Source organism: Acinetobacter yuyunsongii (assembly GCF_041021915.1).
GTDB lineage: Bacteria > Pseudomonadota > Gammaproteobacteria > Pseudomonadales > Moraxellaceae > Acinetobacter.
In genome coordinates this window covers 2,743,812-2,761,181 of record NZ_CP157435.1, presented here as the reverse complement: position 1 = coordinate 2,761,181, position 17,370 = coordinate 2,743,812, and the positions used below count along the sequence as shown (strand labels likewise).

13 protein-coding genes are annotated in these 17,370 nt (G+C 36.3%); 11 read left to right on the top strand and 2 right to left on the bottom strand.

The window, feature by feature from the left end; all coding sequences use genetic code 11:
* Positions 1-107: 107 nt before the first annotated feature.
* Both ABLB98_RS13230 and ABLB98_RS13225 read left to right on the top strand, forming a co-directional pair.
* Positions 108-1,049 carry an inovirus-type Gp2 protein gene (locus tag ABLB98_RS13230; RefSeq protein WP_348882573.1) on the top strand — a complete coding sequence of 314 codons (942 nt, stop codon included), beginning with the start codon at positions 108-110 and terminating at the stop codon, positions 1,047-1,049.
* 69 nt (positions 1,050-1,118) lie between these two features.
* On the top strand, positions 1,119-1,982 hold the full coding sequence (locus ABLB98_RS13225; RefSeq protein WP_348882572.1) for a hypothetical protein: 864 nt from the start codon (positions 1,119-1,121) through the stop codon (positions 1,980-1,982).
* Between the two features lie 99 nt (positions 1,983-2,081).
* Here the strand turns inward: ABLB98_RS13225 and ABLB98_RS13220 are convergent, their stop codons facing one another.
* Both ABLB98_RS13220 and ABLB98_RS13215 read right to left on the bottom strand, forming a co-directional pair.
* Positions 2,082-2,585, bottom strand: a complete 504-nt coding sequence (locus ABLB98_RS13220) for a hypothetical protein (RefSeq protein ID WP_004913296.1) — start codon at positions 2,583-2,585, stop codon at positions 2,082-2,084.
* A 113-nt stretch (positions 2,586-2,698) separates the two neighbouring features.
* Positions 2,699-3,820: a hypothetical protein gene (locus tag ABLB98_RS13215; protein WP_348882571.1), complete on the bottom strand. Its 1,122-nt coding sequence runs from the start codon at positions 3,818-3,820 to the stop codon at positions 2,699-2,701.
* 786 nt (positions 3,821-4,606) lie between these two features.
* Here ABLB98_RS13215 and ABLB98_RS13210 point away from each other — a divergent pair.
* From ABLB98_RS13210 to dptH, 9 genes are all read left to right on the top strand, one after another.
* Positions 4,607-4,924, top strand: coding sequence for a hypothetical protein (locus tag ABLB98_RS13210; RefSeq protein WP_348882570.1), 318 nt, complete (start codon positions 4,607-4,609; stop codon positions 4,922-4,924).
* A gap of 64 nt (positions 4,925-4,988) precedes the next feature.
* Complete coding sequence (locus tag ABLB98_RS13205; protein ID WP_348882634.1) at positions 4,989-6,044, top strand: DUF932 domain-containing protein; 1,056 nt, start codon at positions 4,989-4,991, stop codon at positions 6,042-6,044.
* Positions 6,045-6,198: 154 nt separating this feature from the next.
* Positions 6,199-7,341: a lambda-exonuclease family protein gene (locus ABLB98_RS13200; protein WP_348882569.1), complete on the top strand. Its 1,143-nt coding sequence runs from the start codon at positions 6,199-6,201 to the stop codon at positions 7,339-7,341.
* A gap of 144 nt (positions 7,342-7,485) precedes the next feature.
* On the top strand, positions 7,486-8,382 hold the full coding sequence (locus ABLB98_RS13195; protein WP_270913282.1) for a hydrolase or metal-binding protein: 897 nt from the start codon (positions 7,486-7,488) through the stop codon (positions 8,380-8,382).
* Positions 8,383-8,470: 88 nt separating this feature from the next.
* Positions 8,471-8,704 (top strand): AlpA family phage regulatory protein, encoded by a 234-nt coding sequence (locus ABLB98_RS13190; RefSeq protein WP_348882568.1) that lies wholly within the window; start codon positions 8,471-8,473, stop codon positions 8,702-8,704.
* Between the two features lie 3 nt (positions 8,705-8,707).
* Complete coding sequence (locus ABLB98_RS13185; protein WP_348882567.1) at positions 8,708-8,998, top strand: hypothetical protein; 291 nt, start codon at positions 8,708-8,710, stop codon at positions 8,996-8,998.
* A gap of 242 nt (positions 8,999-9,240) precedes the next feature.
* On the top strand, positions 9,241-10,845 hold the full coding sequence (gene dptF / locus ABLB98_RS13180; RefSeq protein WP_348882566.1) for a DNA phosphorothioation-dependent restriction protein DptF: 1,605 nt from the start codon (positions 9,241-9,243) through the stop codon (positions 10,843-10,845).
* Between the two features lie 2 nt (positions 10,846-10,847).
* A complete protein-coding gene (dptG, locus tag ABLB98_RS13175) occupies positions 10,848-12,149 on the top strand; it encodes a DNA phosphorothioation-dependent restriction protein DptG (RefSeq protein ID WP_200481973.1) in 1,302 nt (433 codons plus the stop codon).
* On the top strand, positions 12,130-17,361 hold the full coding sequence (gene dptH / locus ABLB98_RS13170) for a DNA phosphorothioation-dependent restriction protein DptH (RefSeq protein WP_369028903.1): 5,232 nt from the start codon (positions 12,130-12,132) through the stop codon (positions 17,359-17,361). The genes dptG and dptH overlap by 20 nt, the downstream gene beginning before the upstream one ends.
* Positions 17,362-17,370 lie beyond the last annotated feature (9 nt).

Genomic DNA, 17,370 nt, shown 5'->3' with positions numbered 1-17,370 from the left:
TATACTTATCAATACCTTAAATGATTCTTTGCTCATATATATGCGGCATAATTAATAAATTACAGATCAGTCAGTGATATGAATCCTAACATGATGAATATCACGACATGAATTTGACTACAGTTCTTTGGAATGAATCCAGTGTATGTACTGCAATTGAAGACTTTGTTTACGATGTCTGTTTTGAACAGATGAGTGAACAACAATTCAAACAAACATTGAGAACATTATATGAAGCCTTTCAGTACTTCTATTCAACACAGCTTCACTACACTGTATCCATCCAATATTTTATTCAGTGTAAGGACTGGATTGATCATTTTCTGAATGGGCAATCTGCATCACAGATCTTAAATTTTAATATTCAACAGATTCAAATCCTACGTTGTGTACTCAGCCAATATCGAAATGATTATTGGAATGAGCTCAGTCGTTTTATCCAACAAGAAGAGCAGAATCGAAGGTCACTGTATCAGTATCTGACTAAACTCATCACACATTATTCTGAACTGTTATTTGTACGTGTCGATTTGGGTTATCTCAAAGAGCAACAGGTTTATATTGGTATCGAGAATGTTCAACAACATATGAACATTTTGAGAAATCGTATAGCCAATCAAGATGGTTGTTTCATGGGGTTACAAGGATATGCATGGGCATTAGAGCAAGGTGTAGATAAAGGCTACCATTGCCACTTATTGCTGATTTATGATCCATCGAAACGACAGAATGACTGGTATCTTGCTGATCAGGTTTGGCAAATGTGGAACAGTATTACGGGTAATATCGGTGTGCACTTTAACTGTAATACTACGGAATATAAGCAGCAGTTTATGCTGAATGATCGCTTAGGGGTAGGGCGTATTCGATGTGATAATCCCGTGGAAGTGACAAATGCATTGAATGCTGCCATGTACCTAGTCAACCCTGAAAAGTATGCACAACATCTACGAACAAAGATACCGTATATGCGTAGCTTTGGTACAGGTCAATTTGAAGTGCATTGGCGTAGAGGTGTTGCTCAAACCTTGCAGCGATGTGGATTTTAAGTCAAACAATAATTAAAAAACTACGGCACTCCTAGTGATATGAACAAATAACCTAGGATGTGTTTTCTCATGACGACCTACAACGAAGCTCAAACCTTTTGTGAAATTGAAAAATTTATCAAGGATGTGGTGAATGACCAAATCAGTTGTGAACAATTCAAGCAACAAATTGTTCCTTTAATCATCAAGTCTAGACGTTTCTTTATTGCGGGTTATGATTATGTTGATTCCATCATTATTTTTAAGCAGATTGAACGAGCCTTGTTTCAAGCCAATAAATATGGATTGTATGAAAATATTAAAGACCTGCCCGATCATGTCATTCAGTTGATGATTGCTGATATCCAGTCAAAATCTGAATTGATACAGCATGGTCATCAATACGATCAGAAGCAGAATAAAGCTGAAATGAAAAAGGTTGAACGTTTCTTCTTGGATTTAGTACAAAACAAGGACTGCTTAATGATCTTTCCAATGCGGTTGGGTATCAGGGAAGATGTATCGTCATTAGCATTTCACGAATTTGAATGTTATGTCTATGCCTTGTTGAGAGAGGTTAGGGCAAGGGAGATCAATTTATTCCGTTGCATCCATTCAGTAATTTGGAAGATGAAACATCATCCTGATCGTGGTTACTACCTCCAGATCTACTTTATTTATGCAGGACAGGCACAGAACACGACTTTATCTGATCATGCCAATAAATTGGCAGCGAAGTGGGAAGAACTCAGTAATGGTTATGGTGAAGCCCACATTGAGGAGCAAGCCAAGAAAGGCTGGTTCGTGAATTGTCAGGATGATAGGCAGATTCAGCGTATCCTGCAATTGCTCAAGAGTGATTTTAATGCGAATAGTAAAAATCATTATTTAAGGGTGATGCGAACTCGTCGCAAGACATTTGACTGTGAACGCATCCCTTTAAAGCTGAATTAGTTTTGTTCAGCAAAAGTAATGGAGTTGTTGTCGAATAGTGCTCTAAGGAAAACAATGCGCTTAGACCACTAATCCACTGAAGCATGAGTGGGCGAAAGCCTAGAAATTATAGGTATAGGTCAAGCCACTACTTGTCGTGATGGTCACTTCACGCACGTAGTCAGCCGAACAGCCTAAGTAAACTTTTGCCACTGAGCCATAGCGCATATTTTGGTAATCATAAGTACCTTTACTTCTGCAATTACCACGATTGATTAAAACCCCTGTGATGGTGGTTGGCGCATCGTTCAAAGACATGATGTTTAACAAATCGGTATAGCCTGTCATGGAGTATTGTGATTCTTCACGACGAACACGGACTTCAAACTGTTCCTGCACAGTGGGTTCAGTCACTTCCTCAGCATTGTATGTTTCATCTTCTAGAAAGGATTTATCAACGGGTGGAAAATCATCTTCGGATTGAGGGGGCGTTTCAGTCGCATCAGCATTGCTATGCTCGCTTGTTTGAGTGTCTTTAGGTTTTGATGCATCATTGCCTGAATTACATGCGGTTAAAGTCAGCAGCAACACACTGGATAAAACAATAGATGGAATAAAATTCATTACACATGCCTATATTTAATCGAATATTGTGATCTACAGGGTTGGGTGAAAGCCCAACTCTGTGTATTTAATTGTTTGGTCAATCAATTTTTTACTTTTTATAAAAGTGGGAATTACTCATCGATCTTTTTAAATACCTTCTCGATCGGCGTGTAGTTTTCCAAGCTAAAATCAAAAGGAATTGGTTTTTTAAGCGGTACATCAAATTGCTTTAATCGGGCATTTTCTATGCCGTTGAAATGTTTGCGTTGAAAGGACATGGTAGTCGGTTCAAGGATTGCGATCGGTTCATTTGCTGAATCAGCTTGCGTATTGTTGGCTTTATAAATGACTAAACTATCTAACTCCAACTTATGATTATTGAAGTTAAAAATATAACCGACATACTTTTGCCCACTAGCCGTAATGATATTTTGTGCTAACTCTGACGTGGATGGAGCTGTGAAATTCACAATAAGATCAGATGCGAAATTCATGTTCTCAAAATGTAGCTGTTTCGAGTCAGCATCGTAATAAACAAAATTATCAATCGGACCATTCGGTCGATCATTCGGTGTATAGCTGCTTGGCATAAACAGACTTTGACCAGACGTAGCATTTAAACTGAGTTCTAATAGCTTTAAGTCATAATTGAGATGGGCATTTTTACTATCTAGTTCTTTTTGAAGTGTCTGAATACGTTGTTGATATTGTTCTGTACTTTCAAATTGATCTTTTTGTGGTGGAGTCACCTGCATTGTCGATCTTATATAATTGATGGCTGTATCATGAGCAGCACGTAAAGAATAGTCATCACCTAAAGCAAATGTGAATGCTGGAAACTGTTGACCAGTATGTCCGATTACCAAAACTTGATTGTTTTTTAAAGCTAGAACATTTCTTAAATCGTTGAGAATGGACTGAAAATGCACGCAGTTTGCACAATAGTCCGCTACATCCGAATTCTCAGCAAACATCTGTAATCCAGAGATGGTTTTATACGGTGGATAAAAAGAAAAATATCCCTCATCTTTGATGAGTTCCTGAAAGTCTTCTCCCGTCTTTGTTAGCGGAGTAGTAATTTTATTGCGAGCGATAATTAAAGGAGAAGAAACAGCCTGTGCAGGGGCAGCATCATTCAATGACATTTTTTCGATCTTTTGAGTAAGTTCTTTTTCCTGTACATCATCTTGTTGTGGTTTTGAGCAGCCGACCAATGCAAGGCTGGTGAGCAGCGCAATTGAAACGTATTTCATCCTATTATTTCCCCATCCAATATTTTTAAAGTTTTTTAAAATGAATTATGAAATTGACTGTAATTTCAAATCCATTCTGCTTGGCTGTCACAGACCCTAGCGATGCTGTTACTAAGCACAATAAGGACACGCCAAATTAGCTGTACGACGAATTCCATGATTTTTATCCAGCACAAAACACCACTGACCAAAATGGATGCAGCAGTTAATTGATTCCTTGAATCAATCAGGACACAGCGAAAGCGTGCGATAAATGAATGGGAATAAAATGCTTGAGAGGCGGAGAAAGTGCAGGGGAATAAAGCACAGTAAATTGTGTCATGGTTGACTCCTTAGGTATTAAGAAGTTCTACCGAATCACTGTCAATTGATTATGGTGGCAGAACGAAAGAGGGTTGACAGACTGAACCTAAGAATCAGCACACCCGAAGGTGTCCCCCTCCCGTTCTACCGCAGAGGGAGCACGAGAACTCACACCAAAAGAAAAATATCTTTTAGTGCACTTAGGAAACGGTCTGTCAAAACCGACTGACAATGTAGGTCAGCCCTTGCATCATAATCGCTGCTAAAAAACAGGTCAATTGATCTGTTTAATCATCATTCAAAAATCACCCAAAACTGATGATAAAAAACGCATTCTAAAAAAATACAAATACATAGCATCTAAATGAGAACGGTGCTTCTCCATTTGAGACAGCACTACTAATACATGCTTTAGCTACATTGCAATCACTTTGCCTGCTTCCCTCAGCAGGCTTTTTTTATTCATTTACAGGAAATACCACAATGAGTTTGCCATGTCCTTATTGTCAGTCTAGAGAGACGGTACAACTGCAATCCCCCCAACATTTACCTAATACCTCAACCAATAATCCTATTTCTAATAGTGTGATGTCACCGATGGCACTTGCCACATTAGGAGTGAGTGTTTCCAAAAGCCTGAATATTCCTCCGATTGCAGGCGCAATCGTTGGAGTACTGATTGGCGGAATATGGATGCTGATCACTGAAGATGAACAGCAACAACCGCTACACCCAACTTATCGCAGGCAGTACTACTGCAACAACTGTGATCGCAGCTTTAGCCCGAATTTACGAAATTAAGTATTTAGCAAAATTTAAATCCAACGCTTTTACCCATTTTAAAATTGATACAGGAATTATTCTTATGGCACATTTAGTAGAAACAATGGCATTCACTGGACAAACCCCTTGGCATGGCTTAGGCAATGAACTCACCCCAAACCAACCTATAGAGGTCTGGGCACAACAGGCAGGTATGGATTGGCGGATTGAATCTTCAGATGTTAGTTACATGGCACAGAATGAAAAGGGGCAAAGCATTATCATGCCTTTTGAAGAGCAACGGGTACTTTATCGCTCAGATACCCACGCACCGTTATCGGTGGTTAGCCAACGCTTTCAGGAAGTGCAACCGATGGAAATCCTACACTTCTATAAAGACCTAACTGAACAATCAGGCTTTGAACTGGAAACCGCAGGCGTACTCAAAGGCGGTAAGAAATTCTGGGCATTGGCTAAGACAGGACAAACTTCGGCCTTAAAAGGCAAGGATGTCAGTAATGGTTATATTTTATTGGCAACAGCATGTGATGGCACATTGGCGACTACAGCACAATTTACCTCCATTCGGGTGGTATGTAACAATACTTTAGCGATTGCTCTCAAAGGACAAAATACCAGTGCAGGCGTAGTGAAAGTTCCGCACAGTACCAGATTCAATGCGGAACGCGTCAAACAGCAACTGGGGATTTCAGTTCGTGCATGGGATGAACACATGTATGAAATGAAACAACTAAGTCAGCGTAAGGTGACTCAACAGGAAGCAGCAGCCTATTTCGATGCGGTATTCAACAATACCAGTCTGAGCATTGCGGAACAGGATGAAAGCATTATTCAGTTCTATCGCAATGCAGCCATGCCAAATCAAGGCATCACGCCAGTAAGTAAACCTGATAATAAAACCGAACCGAATGGACGTGCCATGTTGAAAGTCATGTCCATGTTTAACGGACAAGGGCGAGGAGCAGAACTGAGTTCTGCTAAGGATACTGCTTATGGATTGCTATGCAGTATCACAGAATTTTGTGATCACGAACGTCGAGCCATGAGTACCGATCACCGTCTTGATTCAACATGGTTTGGTGCAGGAGCAGCAATCAAGCAACGAGGTTTGGAACAGGCCTTAAGAATGATTGCCTAAATTCAGTTTCAGTTAAGTCTTCTACATTAGCCTAAGCAGACGGTAAAGCCGTAACAAGCATTGCAATTCTCATTTCGCCACCTCATCCCCGATGTGGCTTTTTTTATGCCCGAAATTCAGCTTTTACGCTTTTACTCATACAGGAATATTTCTAATGAATAGCCATACTCAAATTCAAAACACACTAAATAACCCGCCATTACAACCTTATTCACCAAACCTGAATCCAACCACTCAAAACTCATCGACTCAACAGGTTGAAGTCGGAACTCGAACCAAACGAGACCGACCGAATACGCAGCCACGAAAAACCAAAGCACCCACAGCTAAACGCCTTGCCAACACCAAACAGCTCAATTACCAACAATGGCTAGAAGTCCGAAAGCAGGGCATTGGCAGTAGTGATGCCGCTACAGCATGTGGTTTAAATCCCTATATGTCGATGCTGGAACTGTGGATGATCAAGACAGGACGGATGCAACAAAATATCGAGGATGAAAGTGCTGGTTATGCACCGTTGTACTGGGGCAAGCAGTTAGAACCCTTGGTGGCTGAATACTACAGCATGCACACCAATAATAAGGTGCGTCGAGTCAATGCAGTGTTACAGCATCCTGATGAAGACAAACACTTTATGTTGGCGAACCTTGACTATGCCGTGGTGGGCAATGATGAAGTTCAAATCTTGGAATGTAAAACTGTAGGGGAATATGGTTCTAAGTTATGGCGAGATGGTGTGCCTTTATATGTCCTCTGCCAAGTGCAACATCAACTGGCAGTGACAGGTAAACAGGCAGCGCATATCTGTACCTTGATCTGTGGACATGAAAGTAAAATCTTTAAAGTGACCCGTAATGAAACCGTGATTCAGCATATCATTAATGCGGAACGTCACTTCTGGCAATGTGTGGAATCGGATATTCCACCGAGTGTCGATGCTTCTGACTCAGCAGCCAAAGCCTTGCAGCAGCTTTACCCTGAGCAGATACCACTAACAGTGGAAGATCTGACTCAAAATGAACAAGCCAACTACCTATTTAACCAATTGCTTGAAGAGCGACATAAGGTTGAGCAGCACCAACAGTATTTTGATGAACTCAAACATCAACTGCAAATGATGATGAAAGATGCTGAACGAGCAGTGTTTACGGGTGGTTCAGTGACGTGGAAGAAATCACAAGACTCGATCAGCCTAGACAGCAAATCCTTACTGAAACAACACCCTGAATATCTACAGCAGTTTCCTCAAACCAAAGCAGGTACACGGCGATTTCAGATTTACCCGAATGGTGGATAAGGCAGCAACGCAGATCCAGCATTTATTTCTTCAACAAACGTATCAAATCAACCAATACCCAAAACCAACCGATCCCAGACCCGAACAGGTATGGGATTTTTTATGCCCAATTTTTATTTATACATCTATATAGAGGACATCACCATGATTAAAGGTTTAGCAATTACACCGCCAGTATTAGGACGTATTAGTATCGGCAAAATCATCGAAAAGAATGGTAAACGACTCCCTGAAAAGGATGACCAATTTACCATTACCAGTCAAATTCAAGGAAAAGATGGCTGGGTGAAACATCCACTGGATGAACAGTTACGTGCTAAAGCACAAAACCAGAAACTCAGAACCATTCCAGTACGCATGATCTTTAACGATCCTGAACTGAATCTACGGGCAGAGTACAGCCTATTTGACCGCCAAACTGGACGCTTAATCTGCTCAGGTAATGGAGAAACCTGTCAGCGACTGGGACAAAATGGTATTGAACAGCATCCATGTCCATCACCTGATCTTTGTCCATTGGCACAGGGTGGGTTGTGTAAACCTTATGGGCGGCTGTATGTGAATTTAGATGAATCGGATGAGTTTGGCACTTTCATCTTTAGAACCACAGGCTTTAATAGCATTCGTACCTTGGCTGCACGATTACGTTATTACCATGCTGCTTCAGGTGATTTACTTTCATGCCTGCCATTGCAATTGACTTTACGAGGTAAAAGCACCACGCAAAGTTATCGTACTCCGATCTATTACGTGGATTTAACTTTACGTGATGGAATCAATTTACAGGAGGCAATTACATCAGCCAAACAGATTGATGAAACAAGTAAGGCAGCAGGGTTTTATCAGGAAGCTTTAGATCATGTGGCACGGCAGGGCTATGGCAATGCTAGCTTTGAGGTGGGAGGTGAGGAGGGGCTGGATATTGTTGAGGAGTTTTATAGTGATGAATCAAGACCAGAACAGTCTCAACAAACGCATGACCTAACCCATGTTCAGGATATTCAGAAAGGCTTGCAGCAATCGGTTCAGGCTTTGAATTGATTAGGTGGAAGCAGGACGTTTTTTCTTACAGCGAGCTCTATTATTTGAGCGAAATTGCGCTCGCATCATTGATTGGGAGAAAAGCATCATGAATGCGTTCACAGGTCAAACTTTTCAGATGAATCAAATCATTAACATCAAACATGTTGTTGAATTTACTGCTCTGAGCAAATCAAAAATCTATGAGATGATAAATAAGAAATCAAAGTATTACGATCCGACATTTCCTCAGCCTATACGGTTAACAGAGATGCGTATTGGTTGGTCTGCTTGGGAAATCCATCAGTGGATTGAGTCTAAGATGGGACAAAGGGAAGAGTGATTTATGGTTGAAAATAATCTGAATGATGAAGTGATAAAAATTTTCATTGAAAGTAGGTTGGTGAAATATGAGAATTTTAATCTAGTGCAAGGCTCTATAGGCAGATCATTTAATAGGTATGATGTAGTTTTTAGATTAAATGAACGGCATTTAGAACTAGTCTCAATTGAGGAAAATAAAGTATTAGAAAAGGTACAGATAGTTGATATGGAGGCTAGTGAGTGTATTGCATTTGCTAAGCAGGCTTATATGGTATTTCATCAAACTATTTGTGAAATCAAGAAAAGCCATTAGTAGCTTTCCAGATTAGTGACAAACTTAACCGAAGTTTGTCACTAATCTGACGAGAGCTTTTACTCTTTTATTTTTTGTTTTCGAGCCTAACTTATAAGAAATTAGTATCTGTGAGCTAAGGGAACAGAGGTAAACTGACCATAAAGCAAAGATTATTAACTCATCATCTGTGTGGTTTTGTGGTAGATTAAATAAATTTAGAATATTAAATTAATATTAATCAACAGTATGGTGAGGGTGTTATGCAGTTTATTAATGCATTAGGTGTATTATCAAAATCTTCATCATATGCGGTTACAACAGAAAATGAACTTGATGAGAACTTAACCACAGTAAAAGAAAGTTTATATGTTGCTATGCCCATTGAACACGATGTCATGGAGTTGTTGGCAGGAATAACAGAAAAGTCAAAAAAAGTTATTTTTCTTTGTGGAAGTAGTGGGGATGGTAAATCCGAATTATTAGTGCGAGCTAAGCAGCAGTATGACAGCCCCTATATTAAGTTCCATTTAGATGCTACACATAGTTTTGAGCCACACGATACAGCTATTGTTACTTTAGACAAAATTTTTAGTGAGTTTGAAGAGGGGAATCATTCTTTAGTCATCGGAATAAATATTGGGATGCTAGGAAACTATGCTGAAGAAGCACAAAATCCTTCAATTAGGCAAAAGCTGAAAAAATACTTAGAGTGTCAAGAAAGCTCAGAGGACTTTAATTTTATTAATTTTGAGAACTATCCAAAATTTGAAATTACTAAGGATGGTTATGATAGTGAGTTCCTGCTACAGATTCTTCATCGAATAACTTCACCTACATCTGAACTTTATAGATTATTCGAGAGAGAGGAATTTGAAGGATTAAGTGGTCCTGACTTTTTAAATTTTGTAAATTACAAGTTGCTTTGTAATATACAAATACAACGAGTATTAGTTGAGCTATTACTGAAAATTAGACTATTCCGAAATCAGTTTATTACTGCCAGAACATTTTTAGATTTAATTTATGAGCTTGTAGCAGGGAAAGACTATCTTTTTAATAATATATTCAGTTGCAGTGATAATGAAATTTTAGAAAAAGCTATTGAATTTGATCCATCTAGATTGAGAACCAAGACAATTGATCGTTTCGTAATTGCATATGAATTAAGCGGCCTCTCTGACGACTTTCAAGTATTCTGTGAACAAATTTTATCAGAGTTAATGATTAAAAATTTAAATAGCTCTAGTTCATATATAAGACTATTTTACTTATTGAAATTTATAGACTTAGGTAATAATTTTCACAAGAAATTTGAGGGAGATTTTACAGAAAATTTATTGTTGAGTTATTTAGATATTTATAGGAATCATAAATACTATGATCCAGCTAAGTCTAAACAAGTTTTAAGAAATTTCTATAATAAAGAACTACTTAGTGCTTTAAGAAGTTATATAAATAAGAAAGCCCCATATTTGGAAGATGATCAATTTTTAATGACTGAATATGATAATTATCAAGTAATTTCACACCTCAAACTCACTCCTGATTTTTCGGCAATAGAAAACACCCAACAAAAAAAGGGAAGTGGGAGCTTCAATGTCTATATTAAAATTAAAGATTTTTCAGAAGAAAGTAGAGACCTAAGAGATAGTTTTTCTATAGATATCAATTTGTATGAGCTATTAAATAAATTAAGATCAGGATATAGGCCAAACAAGAATGATAGAAGTGTAGTAGTTGTTCTGAATGAAATTGTAAATAGACTAATAAACTTTGCACATAAATCTAGTCGAATTAATTTTAAAAGTAGTTCGAATGAAATTAAATTTATTTTAGAAGATAATTGTATTGAGGTTGGGGGCTGAGGATGAGCTTAATTAATAACTTAAAGCCAGCTAGTAATAGTATGGCAACATTTTATCCTATCAGTACTAACGAGAATAGTAATGACTTCAATTGGGATACTGTAACTAATCTATTTTTAAAAGAACTTTATGGGTTAGTCTCAGAAAATAAAATAGAAACTGAATTGAAAATATTTCATCAGGAGTTTGAAGAAAAGTTTAAACATCAAGTATCTGATAGGCAAGCTTGGCAAGTTATTGAAAATATTTATTTTTTAAACAAAAGTGTTGCTAAGATATCTCCTAAATTGCGTATTTTTTCATTATCGGATGATACCCATAACTTATCAGCTGAGAGAAGAATAGTTAGCCTTCTTAAAACCTTACTAAAAAGAGGTTATGTCTATCAAGATGACGTAAATAACTTAAATTTTATAGAACAACTAATTTTTGAATCATTTGAGAAAATGTTTCCCAGCAATGCGTTAGATATTTCGGGGATTAACTCCTATTTGCCTAAGCTATCAACTATTTTTTCAGAAGATTTAATTTTTTTAACTACTAACTCAAAATATTTTTTAGAAAATATTCAATTGTTTATAGAGATTTATATCTGTATCTATACAGCTCAACTATCTATAGTTATAAATAGTTGGAGAGAAGCCAAAGAGCCCGAAATTAAAGATTGTTATTTCATTTTGGATACGGAAAGGGCTAGTCGGGAACGTGTATCATTACAACGAAGTGGTTACAAATTGGTGGAGAAAGGGCTCGAATCAATATTTCCTATACTTGCATTAACTGAAAGCTTACAGAGTAATGTGGAACAAAAAGTCCCTTTATGGCAACTAAGAACAACTTTAACAGATCAAGACATTGAACCCTTAAAAAAATATTGCCAAGACTTTTCTAAAGATCGTGGTCTACCAATTTCTGATAGCGATTTATTTGATTTATCATCAATTTTAGATGAATTACAGCGGTTATATAAAGCACAATTCGCGAAAGGGGAAACACGAGCAAGCCGCAATGTTAATGTTGTACGAGCAATAAAAAATATAATTCTTAAACCTTTTACGCAATCTAGAGGAAGTGCGGGAACAGTATTTGTTCTTACTCAAGAATATTTATTGTTGTTGACTAATTTAGTAATTGGTAAAAGAGAAAAGCTTCGATTATATGAAGTCATTAAAGAGCTAGAGCTACGAGGAATATTTTTTGATAAGGAAAGTAGGAAAGCCTTAGTTGAGTTTTATGAACGCTTAGGTAATGTAGAAAAAATGAGTGATAGTGGGGATGCAATCTATGTCAAAAAAACAATATGAAGATTTTTTAGTTGAACTCTTTTTTGACTGGGCTGAAAGTCATTTGAAAATAGGTGAAAAATTACACTTTAAATCTCCAGATGATAATAACAGCTCAAAGCTTTTTAAGGCATTCCAGCGAAAAGCTATTTCTTCTTTTTTACTTGGAAGTTATAGTCTTTATTATTTTACATTAAATGGTTACAAAGTCATTCCTGTACTTCATTCAGACCTTGATATTGGTTATTCTGAAAATTATATCTCTCGTCTAAGAGATTTAGTTTCAAGCCAAATAGGGGATTTCAAAGATTCTATCTTACTTATTATTCATAACTCTTCTCTAGATACATTGAATAATTCCTCCAGAGACTTGACATTAACGGATAATATTTGGAATCCAAAGAAAATTTATCAATCTTTGATGAATTTTATTGATGAAAGTCCTTTTAAAGACCATCAAATTTCTAAACAACTTTTGAAACATCAGTTTGAACTTATTCTTGCTGATGGCGCAACGATGTTCGGCTTTAGGGAGCTCTTTAATGCTGTTCAAGATGGAAAAATTGAATTTAATGAGCTTGGTTATTTAAATGATTCTGCATTAGAAAGCTGGAGCGGGTCTAATATAAGCCAAATTGAGAAGCGGTTAGGGGAAAATAAAAGATTAAAAGATGATATTGAATATATAGTTGAGCAATTTCCAACTGAATATGTTGAAAAATTAGTTGATTTAGATTTTAGTGAAAAATTTATTGAGAAGTATTTTGATAAAAATGACCTAGAATCATGGAGAAAAAATTTAGACTTCGGTGAGTGTCAGCAAGAACGAGAAAGAAATTCCATTGATTTCATTGAACTCTCAGAATTAACTACTTCTGTTGAAAAGTTTTATCATAGAACTAGAGGTGATGGTTCTCAGAAAGGAAGTGCTGCTGTTCGTGATCATCATTTAATCTTAGAGGTCTCACCATTTACTTCCCTAATTAATATAGATATTTCGTTTGTAAAAGGTCAGTTGGCTGAGGGTGATTTTAAATCAACAAGAAAATTTAAAAAGTCTGGTGGTTTTAAAATTAATAATAGATCTAGTAAAAAAACTATATTAGAAGTAGAGATGGAGTTTGATGGAGAAATTAAGTATTTAGATTTTGAGATAAAAAGATCTAAACCAAAAGAATGTTTTAAATTTAAAATTCTCTTAATTCCTGAAAATATTTTTCCAATTGATTCTTTTGCAAATAAGTTTTTAATAGCGCCATCTAAAGAACAGTTGGTACTTGAAACAGATCAATCTGATTTTATTTTTAATAGTGATGTAGACTCTATTTATACCTTAGATAAATGTGATGAAATTGTTGATATTAATGATTTTGGAGCTGTGGATTTTGATAGGCTACTCAATACAGAAGAACAAGTTAATTTTAGTCTTAGAAATGGGAATAAAACTTTAAATTTTGAAGTTCAGGGTATTTTATCTGTTTCGAGTTTGAGCTTACCACTAATCTTTAATATTGAAGCTTATCAACATTTTTTTAATGACCAAGTCTTTGGTGTTTATAATACAAGGAATTTACGGATTTCAATCTTGGGGCGAGAATACAAGATTAAAAATGATTATAAAAAGTTACTTGATTTGGAAGTTAATCTAATAGAAAAGAAAATAATTTCTAATAAAACTGCTTTTGGATATGAAATTACTGTTGATGATATTGTTTTAAGTTATCCTATCTTAGGAGATGCTTATGCGAAATTGTATAGCTATCTAGAACAACGAAATACAGTAATAAGTTTGGTTTCATGGGGAGTTGAATTTACGAGTATAGTTGAATCTATAGTCAATGAATATGTGAAACTTATACATGAAATTCCTACAAAAAGGATGCTCTCTTCTGATGCTAAGATGTTGGTTAATATTGGTTTCTTTAGATTGGATGGGTGTGAATATATAAGTCCTATCCATCCACTAAATCTCTCATATTTTTTAAATTTAATAAAAACATGCCGTGAAGATAAAACAAACTCTTTTGAAACATTACATGCAACTACTCTTCGAAGGCTTAATGCTGAAGGCTTGTTGCCTTTTAATTGGCATATTGATCATGAATTTAGTTATAGTCAGGTCTTAATCGAGCATCCTATGTGGATTAAGGTAATACCTAAAAAGTTGACAAAGCTAGACTATATTAAACCTTTGGTTCGACAAAAAACTAATGAATTTATTGAAGCTTTTAAAATTTTGTTTAATCAAGGTGAAAGAGATACTTTATTAATAAACTCAATCCATAATGAATTTAATCAAGAGCTATTCCTTGGTTTAGTTGAATTTGTTCAGAGAGTCAAAGCCCAAGATGTTCCAAAAATTCACGTCAATTTATATGATGATGAGTTGGTTAATACCTACTTTGACGTAGTGGCTGATGCCACAAGCCAAACTGATCTGAAAAAACTATGTAAGTTATCGATAAAAGATCAAAATTCAGATCAAGTCGCGGATCTCATTCGTAGAAGAATTACATATAGTAAATTTGAAATTACGAGTGAGATGAAGTTTAAATATGCTCATCTAACTTTTATTCGAAATAATACTCCTGTTGAAGTTGCAAATGTTGATTTAAAGGCTGAAAAGACAGGAATTGCTTGTAGAGGGTTACTTGCTGGAGAGACATCTTATCATCAAGAAAACACTTACTTTACAACAGCAGGATTGAAGGGTTTACCTCATCACAATAATCCTGCAATTCAGATTGTGCAACGTTATAGTGCGCTGAGTCATGCGGCTTGGAAGAATCAAAATTTCTATGAATCAAATGGCTTATCTTTAAAAGTATCTAATAAGCTACAGCTTCTTCTTGATAGTGCGTATGAAGACAGCTTATGGACGGTTATTATTGATCCAAAGGTAACGTTAGATTTTTTTAAAGCTCAGCAAGATGTTGTATTAATTCATTACTCTGATAATTATACCAATTCAGCAAATTATGATGCGATTACGGTAACTAAGCGTAGAGATCTTTATGATCAAATTCTTAGTCAAGGCGAACCTGGGAGAATTGATGAATTCAATGCTTTTAATGGTGAATGGCTATTAAAAATGTTAACTATGCAGGAAAAAGATAGACGCGAAAAGAAAAGCATTATTGCTGCATATAAGTATATAAATTGCCTCCTTTTTGATAGTGATATTATTTGGGTGCCTTTAAGTGTAGCTGAGATGATTCGAGTATCAGGCAACATTGGGTTGAAAATGGGGGAGTCTGATTTCAGTACATATTGTCAGGGTAAAAAGTATGGTGTGATTTCAGATGATGTTCTATTTGTTGGTTTTAAAAATGGACGGATGTATCTACTTCCATTAGAAGTTAAAGTTGGACAAAAACAGAAACATGATAAAGGTATTCTACAAGCTAAAAAATTAAAGCAATACTTAGAAGCTTGTTTATTTGGAAAAAGAGATTTAGCAGGGCATTTATATAGAGGTTTATTTATTAGACAAATCATGATGCAGGTAGAAAAATATCAACTATATCAGACCTATCCTGAAAATTATTTTGATCAATTATTGAAAGAACGTGAGTGGTGGTTGCAGGGTGATTATCAATTAGCAAATATTCAGAATTATCCAAAAGGGTTTGTCCTTGCATTTATTGAAAGTAATACTTTCTTTCAAGAAAAATTTACTTTGGACGAGGATATTCTTGTTATTAAGCTACCAGGTGCTTGCCAAAATCAATTTATCTCTAAGCCTTTGAACGAGCTAGTGGCGTATTGCGAGAGTAAAAGTTTAGTTCATATTCCTGAGAGTTTTATCTTAAAAGGTGAAACTAATTTTACTGATATAGAAATCATAGAAGAGTCGGATGCAAAGATCCTTGAAGAATTAAATTATATTGAAGGAGTAGAAGATCAGGCTTCATTCCAAAATGAAAGTAGCCACAATCAATTTGACTTGTTCTCTAGTTTAGACGAGCCTGAGGCAACTGAGGCAACTGAGGCAACTGAGGCAACTGAGGCAACTGAGGCAACTGAGGCAACTGAGGCAACTGAGGCAACTGAGGCAACTGAGGAGATTTCACCAATACTTGTTAGGAGTAATGAGCCATTACGTGTACTTTTAGGTGAAAATACTTTTACAAGTGAACAGTTATATTGGGAACCAACTAATACAGCTAAATTCATGAATACTAATACAGGTATCATCGGTACTATGGGGACAGGTAAAACACAATTTACTAAGTCACTCATTACTCAGTTGATACAGAATCAAGATAAAAATGTAAATTCTGCTCCCATAGGTATCTTGATCTTCGATTATAAGTCCGATTATGTAGATGTTCCATTCATAGAAATTAATTCAGTACAAACACATAAGCTTTATAAATTACCTTATAACCCTTTAAGTCTCTTTGGGGATACCCCAATGTTACCAGTGCATACTGCTCGTAGTTTTTCGGATACGATGGCAAAAGCATTTGGTCTGGGTGTTAAGCAGCAGGCAACATTACGAAAATTAGTTTTAGATGCCTATGAGCAAGTAGGGATTGATAAAGCCGATTCCGCTACATGGCATTTACCAGCCCCAACGATCAAAGATATTTGGAATCTATTTGAGACAACTGAGCCATCTGTTGATTCATTATATGCTGCTCTTGAAAGTTTGAATGAATTAGAAATATTTGAGTCGAATAATCGTCAGTGTTCTAGCTTATACGATTTACTAGATGGTGTATTAGTGGTTGAGCTAGCTGGATATCCAGCTCAAGTCCAGAACCTTGTTGTTGCCTTGACTTTAGATTTGTTCTACTCGCAAATGCAGAAAAAGGGTAAACCCCAAGTTCAAGAAGACTATAGGCAGATTACGAAGATGATACTTGTGGATGAAGCTGATAATTTTATGTCACAAGATTTCCCGAGTTTACGTAAGGTTCTTAAAGAAGGTCGCGAATATGGGGTGGGTATGGTCTTATCTACTCAAGATATTACACATTTTAAGACAGGGGAAAATAACTATTCAGCCTATATCTTGACTTGGGTGATTCATCGTGTAGCACAGATCAGTAACGGTGATATTAAAGCGATATTTAATGTTGATGATAAATCTGAGCAAGAACACTTGATGGAAACAATTCGTAAGCTAAATAAGCATTATAGTTTATATATTGATGGGCATAAGAAACTGGTGAAGATGAAAGACAAAGCTTTCTGGGAGTTATGCCAAGAAATTGAAGTTTCTTAAGAGGTACGA